The following is an 18,673-nucleotide window of genomic DNA, read 5'->3' on the forward strand; positions in this document are numbered from 1 at the left end:
CAGGAACTGGATTCACAAATTTCAGCGGCTCAAAACTAATTAATTTAATTGAGCTGTTGTTTGAAAAAACTTCACCCGTACCCTAAAATAAAATCAGGGTGAAAAGAGATTCCTGCCTGCGCAGGAACCGGATTCAAAAAATTTCAGCGGCTCAAAACTAATTAATTTAATTGAGCTATTGTTTGAAAAAAATTACCTTTGCAACTCGTTGAACAATTAAAAAAGATCCCTGATTGCGCAGGGAATGTTATGGCAAGAATACTTACAGGCATACAAAGTACCGGCACACCACATTTAGGAAATATTTTAGGAGCAATCATGCCGGCAATCGACATGGCGAATGACACCAAAAATAATTCGTTTCTATTTATTGCAGATATGCATTCCTTAACTCAAATAAAGGACGCTGATACCCTACGCCACAACACCCATAGTGTTGCTGCAACCTGGTTGGCCTTTGGTTTAGATATAGATAAGGTGGTTTTTTACCGTCAAAGTGACGTGCCTCAAACTACTGAACTCTCTTGGTATTTAAGCTGTTTTTTTCCGTACCAACGGCTAATGCTCGCACATAGTTTTAAGGATAAATCTGACCGACTCGAAGATGTTAATGCTGGGTTGTTTACTTACCCGATGTTGATGGCTGCGGATATCTTATTGTATGATGCCGAAATTATTCCGGTAGGTAAAGATCAATTGCAACATATTGAAATGACTCGTGATGTCGCTTCCCGTTTTCATGCTAAATTGGGCGAAACATTTGTGATGCCAAAAGGCAAAATTCAAGACAATGCTATGCTCGTTCCAGGAACAGATGGTAGTAAAATGAGCAAAAGCAACAACAATTTCATCAATATATTCTTACCTGAAAAGCAATTGCGCAAGCAAATTATGACCATTAAAACGGATAGCACGCCGTTGGAAGATCCAAAAGATTGGAATACCTGTAATTGTTTTGCGCTTTATAGTCTATTGGCTTCTGATGAAGAAACTCAAACCATGAAGCAGAATTATGAGCAAGGCAACTATGGTTACGGACATGCCAAACAGGCTCTATATGAATTGATTCTTACAAAATTTGAATCGCCACGTGAGCGCTATCATTATTATATGAACAATCTGGAAGAGATAGATAAAGCGCTTTCGGTTGGTGCCGAAAAAGCGAAAGTTGTGGCTGACGAGGTATTGGCGAGAGTTCGTAAGAAGTTGGGGTATTAGGTGCTGAGCCTTGTCAGGTTTTTGAAAATTGACAGGTCTTAACTGTTATGTTCTAAACATCAAGATTTCTCCGATAACCTAAAAGGTTTTCTGTCTTCATTTGGAGCAGCTCAATATTATATAGAGTATGAAACTTGAGATTCCTGCCTGCGCGGGATTTATCAAATAACCTCGAACAATTTCCCAGGAAGCGGTCTAATGACCCCTTTAAGTTCCATGTTCAACAGCACACTTGCCACTTTAAAAATAGGCATCTGACATTCTAAAGCAATAATATCCAATAGTTGTGGCTCGATAGGCTGAAGAAAATTATAGATGACTTTTTCATCCTCGTTCAATTCCACAAACAGTTGTTTTTGTATGGCCGGTTTTTTGTCCTCCAATTCCCAATTTAAAATATAAGGCACGTCCATTGGATTGGACAGTAAATGTGCTTTGTTATATTTTATCAAATTATTACAGCCAGAGCTTTGGGAATCTGTGGTTCTCCCAGGAACGGCAAATACATCCCGGTTATAAGAATTGGCTATATCAGCAGTGACCAGACTCCCTCCTCTTTCAGCAGATTCAATTACGATAGTCGCTTCACTAATACCAGCGATGATGCGATTTCGTTTTAAAAAATTTTCGCGTTCGGGATTGGCGCTACTCCAAAACTCCGTTAAGAAGCCACCGTTCTTTTCAATTTCAGCCACATACTTTTTATGCACTTTTGGATAAATTTGGTTCAAACCATGCGCCAAGCAACCTACGGTTTGTAAATTATGCTTCAGGGCCGCTTTCTGAGCGGTAATATCTGTTCCATAAGCAAAACCAGAAATAATGACCGGATTAAAAACCGCCAATTGCTCGATTAACTGTTCACAGAACGCCACTCCTGAAGAGGTAATCTTACGCGTACCAACCACACTGATGAGCCGCTGCCTTTTTAAATCCATATGTCCAGATTGAAATAATAAGATTGGCCCGTCAATACAATGCTTTAATTTTTCAGGGTAATTATTATCCATAAAATACAAGCAGGAAATAGCATTCTCTTTAATGAATTTCAATTCTTCTTCTGCGGCAAGCAAATGGTTTTTGTTATTAACATCTTGCAACATGCTACTCCCAATACCGTCAATTTTGAGGAGAAGATTTCTCTTTTCTTTCAACACTGCTTCAGCAGATCCGCAATGCGCAATCAGTTTTTTAGCAGTAATGTCGCCTATTTTAGGTACATTTTGCAGGGCAAGAATATAAATTAAGTCCTGATCTGACATCTATAAGATTGATTTTGAGTATAAACTGTCTAAACTTAAGCAATGTTAATAAATACTAGGGGTTTAATTTCCACCAAAATCAAAAATTCATAACTTTGTTTAAATGCATATAGAAACTTACATAAGCGATTTACTCTACCGTTACGACTGCGTGACGATTCCGGAATTTGGTGCTTTTTTGACCAAGCGTATCTCGGCAAAGATTGATGAGAGTAACCATACCTTTTTTCCACCAAAAAAGGCCATATCATTTAATGAACAAATACAGCATAATGACGGTTTATTGGCGAGCTATATAGCTGATTCAGAAGGCATTCCTTATGAAGTTGCCGTTCAGAAAATAAGCAAAAAGGTGAAATCAATAAAAGCGTTCTTATCTGAAGGTGAAACGCTTAGCTTTAGTAGTATTGGTGATTTGGTTTTAAATAACGATGGTAAAATTGTTTTTGAGCCTTCTCACAGTAGCAATTACCTCACTGAAGCATTCGGGCTTTCGGAATTTTCATCGTCTAGCGTCAAGCGTGAAGTTTATAGACAACAGGTGGAATCGCTTGAAGATGTCATTCCAATCTCCATCACTCCAGAAAGACGAACAGAATCAAAGACCAAACCTTATCTTAAATATGCTGCGGTAGCACTTATTGCATTGACCATTGGAGGTTTTGCAGCGTCAAACTTTTATAATAATCAGGTAGAAGTCCATAATCAAATGGCTCAAGAAGAAGCCAATGAGCAATTGGATGTTAAAGTTCAAGAAGCTACATTTGTTATTGAAAATCCATTACCTGCCGCAACCTTAAAAGTTGAGAAGCAACAAGGCAAATACCATATTATTGCGGGTGCTTTTAGAATTGAGGAAAACTCTGACAAAAAGGTTGAACAACTCCAAGAACTTGGGTTTAAAGCCAGAAAAATTGGCGTCAATAAATATGGCCTGCACGAAGTAGTCTATTCTAGTTACGAAAATAGCAACGAGGCTTTAGTAGCTTTACGCGATATTCGTCAGAACTACAATAAAGACGCTTGGTTGTTGGTAAGAGATCTAAAATAGATTTACGATATTTTATTGTTGATTTACGATTGTTGATTTTCAACAAGCCCAATCTAAGATTTACGACTGTTGATTTATGAGTTACGATTTTTGATTGGGAGCTGTGGAAAGAAATTTTCTTAGTTTTGATCATCGACTCCAAATTTTAAGTTTCGTGATAGGTAGGGAACGCAAATATCGTAACCAACCTCAACGATAAAGCTGTCCAAACTACGACATTATTATTCGTGCATTCTTGGTAAAAAAATCACAAATCCAACCTATCTTTGCACTTTCATTTCAAAAACACCATCAATGCAACCTAAACATCCAAAGGATTCCGTGTGTATAATGACTGATCTGGTCCTTCCAAGTGAGACCAATCCTCTAAACAACTTATTTGGTGGAGAATTGTTGGCACGTATGGATCGCGCTGCAAGTATTGCGGCAAGACGTCATAGCCGACGTATTGTTGTGACGGCTTCTGTAAATCACGTGGCGTTCAATAGAGTAATTCCGTTAGGTAGTGTTGTTACTGTTGAAGCTAAGGTTTCAAGAGCATTTAAAACCTCTATGGAAGTGTATATTGATGTGTGGATTGAAGACCGCGAATCTGGCGTAAGATCTTTAGCCAACGAGGCCATTTACACCTTTGTTGCTGTGGATGAAACTGGGCGTCCGACCCCAATTGATACAATTGTTCCTGAAACCGACTTGGAAAAAGAACGGTTTGAAGCGGCGCTAAGGCGTAAACAACTGAGTTTGGTATTGGCCGGAAAAATGAAGCCAAATGAAGCTACAGAACTTAAGGCTTTGTTTCAGTAAATAAAAAGAGTGTAAAAAAATTCTTGGTAGAAAAGATCAACAACCCTGTTACATTTTTAAATGTCAAAGGTAACTTCCCGACAAAACGTTTAAAGCTTTATTATTGTCAGATTACCGCACTATCCAAGACGACGGATCCTGAAATTTGGAGTCTTTATAAATATGGAACCACAATAGGCACTCCCCACTGGACGGATCTGTAAACACCTCGCCAATATCTTGATTGGTGGTCACCCTATCGCCTTTAACCACATATACTTTTGATAGGTTTTTATAGACCGTGATATAATTACCATGTTGGATCAAAACCCAAGGATTTCCTGTTTTGGTTCCCTGAACCGCTAAGACATCACCATTGAATACGGCTCTTACCTTCGCATTTTTGTCGGTTGCAATTCTAATTCCGCTACTATTGATACTAACTGTATTATCAATTGACGAGCGTTGTTTACCATAGCGTACCTTGATGACTCCTGTACGCACTGGCCAAGGTAATTTACCTTTATTGGATTCAAATTTGGCTTCCAAAGCTTTGGCTTCTGGGGTCAAAGCAAAACCTCTTGATGTGGTTTCAGATTTTCCTGCTTTTTTATTGGATGCCGCAATGGCCTCTCTAATCAGTCTTTCAATTTCACGGTCAATTCTATCAGCTTCCTGTTGTTTAGCCTTGATTTGCGAAGCGTAGGTACTCATGTTTTTTCTTACGGAGGTCATGAGTTTTTCGTGCTCCTTGATATCGGCTTCCAGTCTTTGTCTGGCCAGTCGGTTTTCTTCTACTAATTTGTCTTTGTCCTTTTTCTGCTGGAGTAAGGTCGTATTTAATTCTTGCAGCTTTTCCGTTTTTCGCTTGATCTCATCGCCTTGCTCCTTTTGGTAGTCTGTATATTGCCGTATATATTGGAGTCGCTTGTAAGCCTGCTTAAAATTCTCTGAGGAGAGCAAAAACATGACGCGACTTTGTTCGGATTTACTTTTATAGGATTTTACTACCATGGCGGCATAATCTTCCTTCAAATATTTTAATTGATCGCGAAGACTGCTTATGTGCTTTTGATTGGCATTGATCTCACGTGTCAGTAGATTGGCTTGGTCGTTAGTGACCTTAATCAGGTTCTTGCGTACATTCACCTTGTAGTTCAAATCTTCAACCGTTGTAATAATAGATCTTTCTTCTTTTTTTTGAGACGCAATCAAATTATTGATTTGTTGAATTTCCTTTAGAATAATCTGGCGCTTTGCTTCCAATTCCTTCTGCTTTTTACTTTGTGCATTCATAGCGAACGTGCACAAACTAAAAAGTAAGATCAAACGGAGTATATTAGGATAGCTACGCATTATTCAAGTTCAATTTCTTTAAATCCTGACGGAATGTTGAATGGGAAACGGACTTCGCCGTTTAGATTTATTGATTTAAAATCGAGATCGATGGTAATTTCATCATTTTTTTCAACTGCAATAATACGAATGTTTTCAGGAAAGATCTGTTTGCTTACCTCTTGATATTTCTTATAATCTATCTGCAGCATTCGTTTCTCTAAAGGTTGATATAACTGTTGTGAGTCCAATTTAAAAAAACCAGGGTTGATCAGGAAAAACAATTCAAACAAAGCGCGTTGATCTTTGGGATGTAATACGTATGATTCGTCGTTGGGAACCGTTACATAGGTGTCCGATTTCAAATCAAAGATAGGTTCTCCAAGGAAAATATTCTGAACCTTATCAAAGTCGATATCAGTGCCCAAAATTTGAGTCAAGAGAGAAAAATCGCCATCAAAATATTGGTTATTGAGTTTCTCATAAAACTTGACGCTATCTTGGGTAATCATCACACGTGCCATTCCCAAAGGCGCGCTCATCCAAATAGTCTTGTCTTTTTCTATCCTTAGGTTAACAGTAGCTCCATTACTTTGATTTCCCTCTGTATAATCAATACGGACCTTAGCCTGTAATGTTTTAAACCGAACATCCTGCTTGGCATTCTCCCTGATAATTTGTTTTGCAGTCATGCTTTTATCAATTTCCGCATTGGAGGTTAAGGTTTTGGTTGATCTACACCCTACACTTAAACCTAATATAAGTAGTAATACGCTTAATTTGTAAATTCTCATTAATCTTGATTTGTTAAAGCGGCTGCCTTTTTTGCAAACGTTTGGGATTTGGAATTATTATTGTCGAGTTTGTAGGCTAGACTGAGTTGCGTGTAAAAATCGGCTTCCATTTTAGGATCATCAATAATATAATCCAATCCAGTTTCTAAACTTTTAATGGCTTTTTTAGCGTGTTGCATTTTGTTATGAGCCACGCCATTGATCAAATATAATATAGGTTGCCCTGGGAACAACTCCAAAGCCTGTTCACTTTTAGCAATGGCCTTTTCTTCTTGGTTTAAATCAATTTGTAGTAACAATGCATCTTTTATGACTGAAAAATTAGTCGGTTCCAACTTTAAGGCATCTTCAAAATACATCAATGCCTTTGGTTTGTCGTCGAGTTTTAGATAGTATTGGGCCAGTTCTACCAAAGTCTGAAAACTCTTGTTTTCATCAATTAGTGCTGTCACATCAACAAGGTCCTTCTCATATTCTGGGTTCTTAGACACAAAATTTATAAAATCGTTCAGCACCTTAGTTTTGGCATCAGCATTAATTTCAGGAGCTGTCAAAACAACTTTCATGGATGCAATAGCTTTTTCAGTTTCATTCTTATCCAAATAAAACTTATACAAAGCCAAATGTACAAGTTTCGATTGGGGATGCACTTCCAACAATTTCTGGGCCGTTTCATAGGCTTTTTCAGTTTCTCCCGTCTCACTAAAGCGATAAATAAGTGCTAAATAATTGGTCTCGTTCTCTGGATTACTATCCAAACGTTCCTTTAAATTTTCAATTCTATCACCGTCCCGTCCAGTGAGGGTATAAATCTGGTCTCTCAAATAGTCCCTATCAGCACTAATTCCAAACTCCTTGTCCAATTCATCCAACAGTTTTAAAGCATCTTTATAATCTTTATTTTTGATGTATAGTTCTGCCAAATCCTGTCTGTAATCAGGGTGATATTTGACCAATTGTTTGACGGTTCTTATGGCTTTTTTAGTATCACCTTGTTGATTGTACACATCATAAAGCTCGTCTAAATACCACTCATTGTCAGGTTCTTTAGAGACAGCCCTTTTTAAGGCATCCTCGGCAGCTCCGAAGTTTTTTAGTTTGTTGTAATTTTTGCCTAATTGATAATAGACCACAGGTTTATCATCCAGTTTTTTACATTTCAAAAGGGCATCAATGGCACGCTCATAGTTTTCAATCCCTTGTTGTTTTAGGGCTTCAAAAAAATGCTCTTGGAATTGGTCTTCAACATTCCCGAGATCATCAGTAGGCTTTTGGTTGAAATCAACTTGGCCATAGGTAGTCTTTGGAAGGATAAGCATTCCGATAAGAAGTATTAATATGTGAAATTTTTTATTCATTTTTTTCTAAATCACGATAATTATCGGGCACACGAATGTTTGACTCTGATTGTTGATTTATTACGAGTTTGTAACTGAGTTTATGGATTTATTTACCAAATTAATTACATTGAACCTAAAGGTTTTCTGTTTGCGCAGGAATTAGGCCAAAACAGAATAATCCCCAATACTAATCGTTTTAAAATGACCATCATAATGCACATGATTGCCAATCATCGCCTCCTCTAAATTAGCGTTTTTTATGACACTGTTTGTCTGTATCAAGCTATTTTTTATGGTGGCATCCGTTACGGTACAATCATTTCCAATGGATACGTTAGGACCGATAGTTGCATTTTTTAAAATGACATTCTGTCCAATAAAACAAGGTTCAATAATCTTTGAGTTTTCTAAGGTTACTGATTCTGCAACCATCTGTTCTTCACCATCGGCTTGCAAAAAGCCCAACATTCTGGTGTTTGTTTCCACGGTAACAGCTTTATTGCCACAATCCATCCATTCTTCCACTTCGCCAGTTTTAAAGACTTTGCCTTTCTTCATCATGCCTTTAATCCCATCATTGATTTGATATTCACCGCCATGGATGATATTGTTGTCCAAAACAACTTGCAGCTCTTGTTTAAGAACGTTCACATCCTTAAAGTAGTATATCCCAATAACAGCTAAATCGCTTACAAAATCCTTAGGTTTTTCTACAAGCTCTACAATTTCCTCTTTCTCATTCAATTTGACCACACCATAAGCTTCCGGTTCATCAACTTGCTTCACCCAAATAACGGCATCAGCTTCCGGATCGAGGTTAAAATCGGCTCTAATCAAAGTATCGGCATAGGCAATAACTGCGGGGCCTGAAAGTGACTCTTTGGCGCACATAATCGCATGACCTGTGCCTAAGGGCTGATCTTGCCGGTAGATAGATGCTTTGGCGCCTAATTCTGCGGCCAATTCAGTTAAACTTTCAACCACATCATCTCCAAAAAAGGCCGGATCACCAAGAACAAAGGCAATCTCTTCGATAGGTTGATTTAAAACTTTGGCAATATCTTTCACCAAACGATGGACAATAGGTTGACCCGCCACCGGTATTAATGGTTTCGGAACTGTTAATGTGTGTGGGCGCAAACGTGAACCACGTCCTGCCATTGGGACTATTATTTTCATACGTAACTACCTGCAAAAACAGGTATCTGATTTTATACCTGCGCAGGCAGGTATCTATTTTGGTTAAACTTAATACCTGCGCTTGCCTGTCCGTAGACAGGAAGGAGGAAATCTCTACATTTTTAATCTATTTATTAAAAGGAAATTTAGGAAGTATGATCTTATATCTACAAGGTTTTAAAAACCTTACAGGATTAAGAAGGCCATTCTTTCCTTCATTTGGTTCCAGTACTCCCAAAACCACCTTCTCCTCTATCTGTTTCAGAAAGCGTTTCAACAGCCACCCATTCCGCACGTTCGTGTTTGGCAATGACCATTTGGGCAATCCGTTCGCCATTAACTATTTCAAAGTCCTCATTGGACAGATTGACTAAGATGACTCCTATTTCGCCTCTATAATCCGCATCAATGGTGCCAGGTGCATTCAAAACGGTAATTCCTTTTTTGGCGGCAAGTCCGCTGCGCGGTCTTATCTGCGCTTCAACTCCAATGGGAAGTTCAATAAATAAACCCGTGCCTACGATGCTTCTTTCTAAAGGTTTTAAAACTCTGGATTCTGATAAATTAGCACGCAGATCCATTCCTGCCGAGGCTATGGTTTCATAGTTGGGCAAAGCGTGATTGGATTTATTGATGATTTTTATTTCCATGTTTGATTTATATTATTTTTTCAATCCTTAAGTCTTTTACTTCATCCTTACGGACTGGTGTATCTTTATATTTTTAAATAGTTCTTAACATGTCGCTAAGTTTATAAAAAACTATTTACTTTTTAAGAGTTGTGCAATTTGATTCTTTTCAAGTATTGCTACTAAAAACAGGAATACAGTCAGAAGGCTGATTCCTACAAAATAGTTCTCTCGATATACATAAAACGAAATTACCGAAAATGCAGACGATACCAAGAGATAGAGTCCCATTTTTTTTAAATTATACGGGATTGGATAGTATTTTTGTCCGTAATAATAAGAGGCTGCCATCATACTGGCATAAGCGACCAAAGTGGCAATTGCCGAACCTCTATATTCCATAATCGGGATCAGCCAAAAGTTAAGTGCCAAGGTAATTACTGCTCCAAAAACAGATATATAGGCTCCAAACTTGGTCCTATCTGTCACTTTATACCATACTGAAAGATTGTGGTAAATACCCAAACAGAGATTGGCAATTAAAATTAAAGGTACAATCCACATGGCTTCCCAATAGTCTTCACTTCTTACAATATAAGGTTTTAAAACATCAGCGAAAACCACTATGGAGAGCAACATTACGGATCCAAAGGCAACAAAAAACTCCAGAATCTTTGCATAATTCTTTTGTGGATTTTCAGTTTTGGCGTGACTGAAAAAATACGGCTCTATCCCCAAACGATAAGCTGTGGCAAATAGGGTCATAAATACCGCCAATTTGTAACATGCCGAATACATGCCTATTTTGGTTTCGGCAATATCTTCGGGCAATAGATAATCCAAGAGGATACGGTCAAAAGTTTCATTGACCGAAAACGCAATCCCAGCAATTAATACTGGAAAAGCATATCGCATCATTTTTTTAAAGAGACCAGAATCAAATCGGTAATTAATCCGAAAGTAAAAACTGAACATCAATACCAAAGTGACCGCGCTAGCTACTAAATTGGAAATGAAAATATAGTTGATCTCAAAGTTTGGAATATAAATCGATTCTAAAACCGCATTCTGATCTGCCCATTTTTTTAAATAAAGTAGGAAGAAAACATTGAGGCCCAAATTGATGGACACACTCACAATTCTTAAAACAGCAAAACGCATGGACTTCCCTTTGGCGCGTAACCAGGCAAATGGGATGATCACTAAAGCATCCAACATCAAAATCCAAATAACCAAAGAGATGTATTCTTCTTTGATATCTGTAATGACCGCAATAGATGATTTAAAGAAAAAAGCCAACAGAAAAAAGCCCAATGAAGAAATTATCAGTGATATTGCTGAAGTCCCGACAACTTTGTCCTGATCTTCTTCTTTATTGAAATATCGAAAAAATGCCGTTTCCATACCGTAGGCAAGAATGACATTGAATATGACAAACCATGAAAAAATAATTGAAACTTTTCCGTATTCACCAACAGATGAAAGCACCCCTTTAGTAGTGTACAAAGGCACCAACAGAAAACTTAACATCCTCGGTAAAACTGTGGCTAAACCATAAATAAAGGTCTGCTTAAAAAGGTTTTTAAATCCGCTCAACGTGGTTTTTTATTTGAGGTCAAAAGTAGCGATTCCCTAAGAGTTAAACAATTCTGACAAGAACTGTCCTTTGAAATTGTACCACTTAAAATGCTGTAGAGTAAAGCTGATGACTATGAATCGTGATCAGATATCCTTCTCTTGATGTTTTCTATCTTAAAATACCGAGTATCACCTTTAAATTTGTAACTCACAATACATTCAGTATCTTCAAGTTTGAACGGTAATTTCTGAGGAACTCGTGGTGGCGTATTCGCCATTTCTTCCATAGGATTGCTACTTATGATGATGTCTTTATTTGCTGCTTTGAGATCATCAAACTCGCCAACATACAGAATCTTTGATCCCTGCGTTTTTCTATCCAATTTTACAATTTGGTCTCTAAAATACACCGAGTCCAAAAGGATGTCCTGCTTTTCTTGGGTATGTACTGGAATGTAAAGGTTGTAACCAGAATCTCCAGACGCATCCTCCGAAGCCTGAGATTCTACATAAACGTCTCCAATAATTGAAGGGGGATTTTTATCCATTTTTTTTGCGTCAGAACATTTAGATGCACTTAAAGACATCATGATAATGGTTGAGAAAAGATATAAGGTTTTCATAATGTTGTTTTTGTTACCTAAAGATAACAAATAACATTCCACAACATAAAATTGACGCTATTTTATGAAAAACTTTAAGGATCTGAACTATAATTTAATTATCATTCCGTTTTAAAGTATATCCCAGACGCCACAACACCTGTGTATTTAATGGCGTGCAGCTTCCATTTCCTTATTTAAAATTTGAGCAACTGCCTGTTTATATTTTATAGGATTAGTGGCCTTTTTAATGGCTTTGTATGTTTTCTGAGGATTTGATGTGGATTGGGAAAAGTACTCCCAAAAACCCAACATCTTTAATTTTATAGGAGTGGGTCCAGACAAATAGGCGTCGTATTGTTGGTAAATAGTGTCGTGAAATTCTGAAAAAATAGCCCATCGGTTTTTGGGATATTCCGTCATGTTGTTTTTGATCATGCTGGGTAAAAAAGGATCGGCAATCAATCCGCGGCCAATCATAAAATGATCAAGGGTTGGAAAGCGTTCTTTAACAGCTTTAAATGCAGAAACACTGGTGATATCGCCGTTATAGTATAACTTGTGTTTGGTGCTCCCAATGCATTTTTCAAAAGCTTCCAAATCTACTGGGCCTTTGTAGAGTTGTTTCCCTATTCTAGCATGAATGGCAATATTTTTTAGCGGATAGTTATCCAAAATAGGAAAAACCTCTAAGATTTCTTCAGCAATCTCATAGCCCATGCGCATTTTCATGGACACTAAAATATCAGTTTCGTTGTGGGCTCTCTGTAAAACCTCATCAATTTTTGTAGGATTGCAGATCAATCCAGAACCCATCCCCGATTTAGCGACCATAGGATATGGGCAGCCCAAATTCCAATTCAATTCTTTATAGCCCAAACTTTGCACGTATTTGGCAACATAGATAAATTCGTCGGCATCGTTGGTAATGATTTGTGGAATCACCTCTAAGCTGAGGTTGTTTTCTGGTAAAATATCGTTTTGATAAGATTGCTTGATCTTCAATTTTCCATTCAGCCTGATGTAGGGGGAATAGAACGTATCAATCCCTCCAAAGTAATGATTGAAGGCATTGCGAAATCTGAAATCTGTAAAACCCTGTAAAGGGGATGAAAGGAGCGTAAGAGCCATCGTATTGTTTAGGGGGGCAAAGATAGAACATTTGGAAGTGATTATTATACCACGAATATTCATTTCGGCATGCAGGTTTTTGAATTGGTTTTATAGTCTAGGTAATGATGAAAGACCTAACAGGTTTCTAAAACCTGTTAGGTCTGATTCTACTTTTAATTAAGTGTATTCAATTAACCCTGCTATAATGCGTATTTTTGCCCCTATCATATTTACAGATGGCTATGCAGCATTATAAAGACACAACTACCAACACTAAAAAAGATAAATCACAGCCTAAGGTCACCATGATTCAGGCCTTCAAAACAATCATTTGGCCGCGACGAAACTTAGTTTTTATAGGTTTGATCTTGATTGTTCTTAGAAGTTTGTCGGGTTTGGTTTTGCCTTGGCAGAGTAAAGTATTGCTTGATGAAGTTGTCCCAAATAAGGATATGTCCCAACTCTATACCCTAATCGTCATAGTCATAAGCGCCATTACAATTCAGGCGACCACCTCATTTTTGTTAACCAGAATTTTAAGCGTACAAGCCCAATATTTAATCAGTGAATTGAGATCTCAAGTACAGAAAAAAGTTCTGTCATTACCGATCAGCTTTTTTGACAATACTAAATCGGGTGCCTTGGTCTCACGAATAATGACAGATGTTGAAGGCGTTAGAAATCTGATAGGTACTGGCTTGGTGCAATTGGTAGGCGGTTCGTTTACGGCGATTGTGTCCTTGATAATTTTGATTAAACTGAATGCCTGGATGACACTTTTTGTCTTATTGCCACTGTCCATATTTGGTCTGGTTGCCTTAAAAGCTTTTAAATATATACGTCCAGTGTTTAGGGCTCGTGGTAAAATAAATGCTGAAGTCACTGGTCGATTAACAGAAACTCTTGCAGGAGTTCGGGTGATTAAAGCCTTTAATGCCGAGGAACAAGAAAATAGTGTTTTCGAAAAAGGGGTTGAGCGCTTATACCAAAATGTTAAAAAGAGCTTGACGGCAACGGCCTTAATGACGAGTTCTTCAACGTTTTTAATTGGCGTAGCGACTACGGGCATTATGGGGATGGGCGGTTATTATATGATGATTGGCGAAATGACCACAGGGGACTTTTTGTTCTTCACCCTCATCCTTGGATTTATGATTGCTCCAATAGTTCAAATGAGCAATATCGGGAGTCAATTGACCGAGGCCTTAGCAGGTTTGGATAGAACTGAGGAACTCATGAATATGACGGCTGAAGAAGACAACCAGGACAGAACCATTGCCTTAGATACTTTAAAAGGCGCTATTGAATTTACGGATGTGTCGTTTTCTTATGAAGAAGGCAAGCAAATTTTGCACAATATTAATTTTAAAGCGCCAGCGGGTTCGGTAACTGCTTTGGTAGGCAGTTCAGGTTCTGGAAAATCAACTATTGCTGGACTTTCGGCTACATTTTTAACCCCGAAAATAGGAAAGGTCACTATTGACCATCATGATTTATCGCAAGTCAAATTAAGCAGCTACCGTCAATATTTAGGCGTGGTCTTGCAAGATGAATTTTTATTTGAAGGCACGATTCGCGAAAACATCATGTTTCCGAGACCAAATGCCACGGAATCAGAATTACTAAATGCGGTAAATGCAGCCTATGTCAACGAATTCACCGACCGTTTTGATGAAGGTTTAGATACTTTAATTGGTGAACGAGGCGTCAAACTTTCTGGCGGGCAACGCCAACGCTTAGCGATTGCTCGGGCTATATTAGCCAACCCCAAAATCATTATTTTAGACGAAGCCACGTCAAGCTTAGACACCCAAAGTGAAGCCTTAATTCAAAAAAGTTTGGCTGAATTGATTAAAGACCGAACGACTATTGTGATTGCCCACCGTTTAAGTACAATTAGAAAAGCCGATCAAATTCTGGTCATTGAAGCAGGACATATTGTTGAACGCGGCACCCATGACCAATTGATTGCCAAAGAAGGCAGGTATTACGAATTGTATACTTATCAGGCGAAGATTTAAGAGATTCCAACTGGGAAGTTTTTTTGAGTTATGTGGCACCCGAACTAAACCCGAAGATAACCCCTGAAGCTTTTGAATATCGAAAGTAGAAGGCTGAACACCGAATATTGAAGTATGGTCTTGGCTGCGGTAAAGGTACGCGATGCAATCGCGCACCTGCGAGATGGAGAAAAATATTCTTACTTTTGAATCGGATAAAAAATGAGCCTCTAATTCATGAGTATAACTCCACCTACTAATCATACCGAAAAAACCATAAGGTCTACAATTGTCAGTAATTCTGCATGGGATTGGTTTCAGAAAGCACTTATATTGACTATTTTCTCTTTAGTGATCAATCATTTAGCAACGCGCGATAGTTTTCCAGGTAGTGAATCTTATAGGTTCCCCATAGAAGGTTTTCTTTCGACTATTGTTTTAAGTATTCTCATTAGTATTATAGCGGATCTTAATTTTAAATTTTACTCGAAAAAGTATTTTTCTAAGAAGGTAGAAGTGGTCACTATCACATGGTTTATGATTTCTACCCTGGGATATATTACAATCCTGTATATTCCTTTAAATATTGTTTTAAATAGCGTTGCAGGTGCACAAACAGATTTTTATAGTTTATTAATTGGGTTGTTAATCACTCTATTATTGAGTGTTGTTCTCATAGCTTTATTGTATGCACGGGACCTATACAATTTATATAAGCTATCTCTAAAAGATGCTGAAATTACAATTGAAAGCGGCGCGAAAATGACGAAGCTTAGCTATGAAAATATTGCGTGCTTTTATAGCGAAAACAGAATTGTGTATGCTGTTCAAAACGACGGCAGAACAATTACCACCGATTTTACATTGAATGCGCTCGAAGAAAAAATAAACGATCAATTGTTTTTTAGAGCCAATCGGCAAATCATCATTCACAAAAATGCTGTAGACCAAATTGAAAAGGTTGAAAATGGCAAGTTGCGCATTCGGTTGAAAGCTTCCATTGACACCGATGCGATTGCTGAAATCACTGTCAGTCGTTACAAGCGAAATGCATTTATGAATTGGTTTGAATAAAAGATACCAATAACTACTGACCATTCAGTTATTAATTTACGACCATTCAGTAAAATCATAAGATTTTCAAAGGATTATGAGCGATTTTCTTCATTTTTTCGATTAACATTTAAATCAAAATATAATGAAGAGCATCAGCTTACCACAAACATTAATTCCTTTAATTACCATTGCAATCATCTGCTTTTTATGGTTTGGACCCATCCGGATTGGTTATATTGAAAATATCATTATATCTATATTAATCATTATAGCGACTTATATAGAATACAAAGAGAAACCATTTTCAGCACTTGGATTTCAACCTGAAAAGTTCACATTCAAAAACATCATTGTATTTGCTCCGTTAGTTGCATTAGGACTCTTCGTGTTATATATCTTTGTATTGGTTCCTGGAATTACACGACTTACAGGCGCTCCTATTGATTATTCAAGTTTTGATCAATTGATAGGTAATCTTCCAGCCTGTTTAATTGCATTGTTGTTAGTATGGGCTACTGCTGGATTTGGAGAAGAAATTATCTTTCGCGGTTATTTTATGCGCCAATTTGTAAAGGTCTTTGGAGAAGGCAAAGTCAGTATTGTGCTTAATATTGTTCTACTGGCTTGCTTTTTTGGTTATATGCACAGTTATCAAGGAATTACTGGGCAGCTTGTTACAGGCATTGTGGGAGCGCTCTTAGCCCTAATATTTTACTTGCGTAATTACGATTTGTGGTTTGTTATTGCTGTGCACGGATTTTTTGACACCATTGCTTTAATTTTTATTTACTTCGGTTTGGCGTAATAATAGCACGACTCCCCGCTCCCGCGCGATTGCATCGCGTGGCACGGTAATTACTTGACTCCGATTGCCCAAATACCTATCTTTAACATATGAGCCGTAACTATAAATTTCACAATCCTGAAGGTTTATATTTTGTAAGCTTCGCAGGTGTGGAATGGCTCGATGTTTTTACCCGCATTGAATATATAGATATTTTATTGCAAAGTCTCACATTTTGCCAGAAGGAGAAAGGGATGGAGATAATTGCTTAGTGCATTATGACCAATCATATGCACTTGGTTTTTAGAAGTATAAAAGGTCAGCATCCCGCACTACTTTTAGGAGATTTTAAACGTTTTACCAGCAAAGCAATAGTGAAAGCCATTCAGCAAAATCCCATAGAGAGTCCAAGGAATTTCTTTTGGCGCAATTTAAAAAAGCTGCGTCAAAAGTATCCAATGTGAAAGGGTATCAATTTTGGAGACACGACAATAGGCCTATTGAGTTATGGAGCAATGCAGTTATTTGGGAAAAAATAAATTATATACACCAGAATCCAATGGTGGCCGGTTTGGTTTATAAAGCACAAGATTATGCTTATAGCAGTGCCACAGATTATGCTGACGAAAAAGGATTATTGGATGATATTGTTGTTTTTCGTTATTATGGTTGAAATTACTTTTTGAATTTAACTTTGGGGAAAGTGAGGAGGACTGGAACGCGATGCAATCGCGCACCAGCGAGGGAGAAACTGATGAGGCCAATAAGCGCTAATACATAAATTTTGATTGTTTTCATGATATACATTTTAATTGATTTTACCTTTAGATTCAAAATCAATAAAATGTTACATGGAGAGTTTTAGGCATAAAAAAAAACCTCACTTTCGGAAAGTAAGGCTTTTAAATTACGAGGTTTCTGCTTGCGCAGGAATCCGTGTTTTAATTATTAAGCGCTTCAGCTCCACCAACAATCTCAAGGATTTCGTTTGTAATGGCAGCTTGACGTGCTTTGTTATAAGTTAACTTTAATTGATCTCTCAATTCTGTGGCGTTATCTGTGGCTTTATGCATCGCAGTCATACGAGCGCCGTGTTCTGAAGCGAAAGAGTCTCTAAGAGCCTTATAAAGCTGTGTCTTTAATGATTTAGGAATTAATTCCTTAACAATTTCTGATTTTGAAGGCTCAAAGATATACTCGGTATCAACTTCTTCAGCGCCTTCCATCGGAACAATTGGCAAAAATTGTTCGTTCATGACTTCTTGAGTCGCCGCATTTTTGAACTTATTGTAAACTAAAACAATCATATCTGTTTTATTAGTCAAGAAATGATCCATCAGTAAATCGGCTATTTCTGCAACATTGTCAAAAGTCAAATCGTCATAAATATCGCTTTTATTGGCAATAACCCGATCGCCTTTCTTAAAAGCATCCGCAGCTTTTTTACCTATTGCAAAAACAGAAACTTCCTTCCCTGCATACTCTTCTCTTATCAAACGATTGGTTTCTTTGATAATATTAGAGTTGAATGCACCAGCTAAACCTCTGTTGGAGGTAATGGATACCAAAGTCACATTTTTGATTTCACGCTGTTCCGCAAATTCACTTCCCGAATCGGCATCTAAAGTTGCGCTTAAGGTTTGTAATAATTCCGTTAATTTATCAGAATACGGACGCATAGCAGTAATCGCATCCTGCGCCTTTTTCAGCTTTGCAGCAGATACCATTTTCATGGCACTGGTAATCTGCATCGTTGAAGACACCGATGATATTCTGTTACGTATTTCTTTTAAGTTTGCCATTTTTGTTAGTATTAAGTATTAAGGTGTTAGCAATAAGACTAACAAAAAAATACTTTCTAATAGTTGACCTTATAAATTAGATTTTGAAGATTCCTCTCCACAATCTTAGTAGTTAATACATAGTACTTAATATTTTGTACTTCGTAG

17 protein-coding genes are annotated in these 18,673 nt (G+C 37.6%); 7 read left to right on the plus strand and 10 right to left on the minus strand.

From position 1 onward, the window contains the following. Window positions 1-249: 249 nt before the first annotated feature. On the plus strand, window positions 250-1,218 hold the full coding sequence (trpS, locus tag H3Z82_RS03995) for a tryptophan--tRNA ligase (protein ID WP_182202718.1): 969 nt from the start codon (window positions 250-252) through the stop codon (window positions 1,216-1,218). Window positions 1,219-1,379: 161 nt separating this feature from the next. On the opposite strand, the gene dprA is transcribed toward trpS, so the two are convergent. Further along, window positions 1,380-2,480 carry a DNA-processing protein DprA gene (gene dprA, locus H3Z82_RS04000; protein ID WP_182202721.1) on the minus strand — a complete coding sequence of 367 codons (1,101 nt, stop codon included), beginning with the start codon at window positions 2,478-2,480 and terminating at the stop codon, window positions 1,380-1,382. Window positions 2,481-2,583: 103 nt separating this feature from the next. Here dprA and H3Z82_RS04005 point away from each other — a divergent pair, with 103 nt between their 5' ends. Both H3Z82_RS04005 and H3Z82_RS04010 read left to right on the plus strand, forming a co-directional pair. Next, window positions 2,584-3,531: an HU domain-containing protein gene (locus H3Z82_RS04005; RefSeq protein ID WP_182202723.1), complete on the plus strand. Its 948-nt coding sequence runs from the start codon at window positions 2,584-2,586 to the stop codon at window positions 3,529-3,531. Between the two features lie 294 nt (window positions 3,532-3,825). Continuing rightward, window positions 3,826-4,335, plus strand: a complete 510-nt coding sequence (locus H3Z82_RS04010; RefSeq protein ID WP_182202726.1) for an acyl-CoA thioesterase — start codon at window positions 3,826-3,828, stop codon at window positions 4,333-4,335. 111 nt (window positions 4,336-4,446) lie between these two features. Here the strand turns inward: H3Z82_RS04010 and H3Z82_RS04015 are convergent, their stop codons facing one another. The 8 genes from H3Z82_RS04015 to H3Z82_RS04050 all read right to left on the minus strand — a co-directional run bounded on the left by H3Z82_RS04015 (window position 4,447) and on the right by H3Z82_RS04050 (window position 12,902). Then, window positions 4,447-5,610: a murein hydrolase activator EnvC family protein gene (locus H3Z82_RS04015; RefSeq protein WP_235982352.1), complete on the minus strand. Its 1,164-nt coding sequence runs from the start codon at window positions 5,608-5,610 to the stop codon at window positions 4,447-4,449. Window positions 5,611-5,669: 59 nt separating this feature from the next. Then, complete coding sequence (locus H3Z82_RS04020) at window positions 5,670-6,443, minus strand: DUF4292 domain-containing protein (RefSeq protein WP_182202730.1); 774 nt, start codon at window positions 6,441-6,443, stop codon at window positions 5,670-5,672. Then, window positions 6,443-7,801 carry a tetratricopeptide repeat protein gene (locus H3Z82_RS04025; RefSeq protein WP_182202732.1) on the minus strand — a complete coding sequence of 453 codons (1,359 nt, stop codon included), beginning with the start codon at window positions 7,799-7,801 and terminating at the stop codon, window positions 6,443-6,445. The genes H3Z82_RS04020 and H3Z82_RS04025 overlap by 1 nt, the downstream gene beginning before the upstream one ends. A gap of 141 nt (window positions 7,802-7,942) precedes the next feature. Then, window positions 7,943-8,962 (minus strand): sugar nucleotidyltransferase, encoded by a 1,020-nt coding sequence (locus H3Z82_RS04030; protein ID WP_182202734.1) that lies wholly within the window; start codon window positions 8,960-8,962, stop codon window positions 7,943-7,945. A gap of 215 nt (window positions 8,963-9,177) precedes the next feature. Then, entirely contained in the window at window positions 9,178-9,612 is a 435-nt protein-coding gene (dut, locus tag H3Z82_RS04035; RefSeq protein ID WP_182202737.1) for a dUTP diphosphatase, read from the minus strand. 111 nt (window positions 9,613-9,723) lie between these two features. Beyond that, complete coding sequence (locus H3Z82_RS04040) at window positions 9,724-11,187, minus strand: oligosaccharide flippase family protein (protein WP_182202740.1); 1,464 nt, start codon at window positions 11,185-11,187, stop codon at window positions 9,724-9,726. A gap of 113 nt (window positions 11,188-11,300) precedes the next feature. Then, entirely contained in the window at window positions 11,301-11,792 is a 492-nt protein-coding gene (locus tag H3Z82_RS04045) for a hypothetical protein (protein WP_182202742.1), read from the minus strand. A gap of 147 nt (window positions 11,793-11,939) precedes the next feature. After that, on the minus strand, window positions 11,940-12,902 hold the full coding sequence (locus H3Z82_RS04050; protein ID WP_182202745.1) for a tRNA dihydrouridine synthase: 963 nt from the start codon (window positions 12,900-12,902) through the stop codon (window positions 11,940-11,942). Between the two features lie 224 nt (window positions 12,903-13,126). On the opposite strand from H3Z82_RS04050, the gene H3Z82_RS04055 reads away from it, so the two are divergent. From H3Z82_RS04055 to H3Z82_RS19760, 4 genes are all read left to right on the plus strand, one after another. Continuing rightward, window positions 13,127-14,905, plus strand: coding sequence for an ABC transporter ATP-binding protein (locus H3Z82_RS04055; protein ID WP_182202748.1), 1,779 nt, complete (start codon window positions 13,127-13,129; stop codon window positions 14,903-14,905). A 216-nt stretch (window positions 14,906-15,121) separates the two neighbouring features. Further along, window positions 15,122-15,958 (plus strand): LytR/AlgR family response regulator transcription factor, encoded by an 837-nt coding sequence (locus H3Z82_RS04060; RefSeq protein WP_182202750.1) that lies wholly within the window; start codon window positions 15,122-15,124, stop codon window positions 15,956-15,958. Window positions 15,959-16,082: 124 nt separating this feature from the next. After that, window positions 16,083-16,745 (plus strand): CPBP family intramembrane glutamic endopeptidase, encoded by a 663-nt coding sequence (locus H3Z82_RS04065; RefSeq protein ID WP_182202753.1) that lies wholly within the window; start codon window positions 16,083-16,085, stop codon window positions 16,743-16,745. A 400-nt stretch (window positions 16,746-17,145) separates the two neighbouring features. Further along, window positions 17,146-17,397 (plus strand): hypothetical protein, encoded by a 252-nt coding sequence (locus H3Z82_RS19760; protein WP_317172420.1) that lies wholly within the window; start codon window positions 17,146-17,148, stop codon window positions 17,395-17,397. 268 nt (window positions 17,398-17,665) lie between these two features. Here the strand turns inward: H3Z82_RS19760 and atpG are convergent, their stop codons facing one another. Further along, window positions 17,666-18,526 carry an ATP synthase F1 subunit gamma gene (atpG, locus tag H3Z82_RS04075; RefSeq protein ID WP_182202755.1) on the minus strand — a complete coding sequence of 287 codons (861 nt, stop codon included), beginning with the start codon at window positions 18,524-18,526 and terminating at the stop codon, window positions 17,666-17,668. Window positions 18,527-18,673 lie beyond the last annotated feature (147 nt).

The organism is Gelidibacter maritimus (assembly GCF_014062315.1).
Lineage (GTDB): Bacteria > Bacteroidota > Bacteroidia > Flavobacteriales > Flavobacteriaceae > Gelidibacter > Gelidibacter maritimus.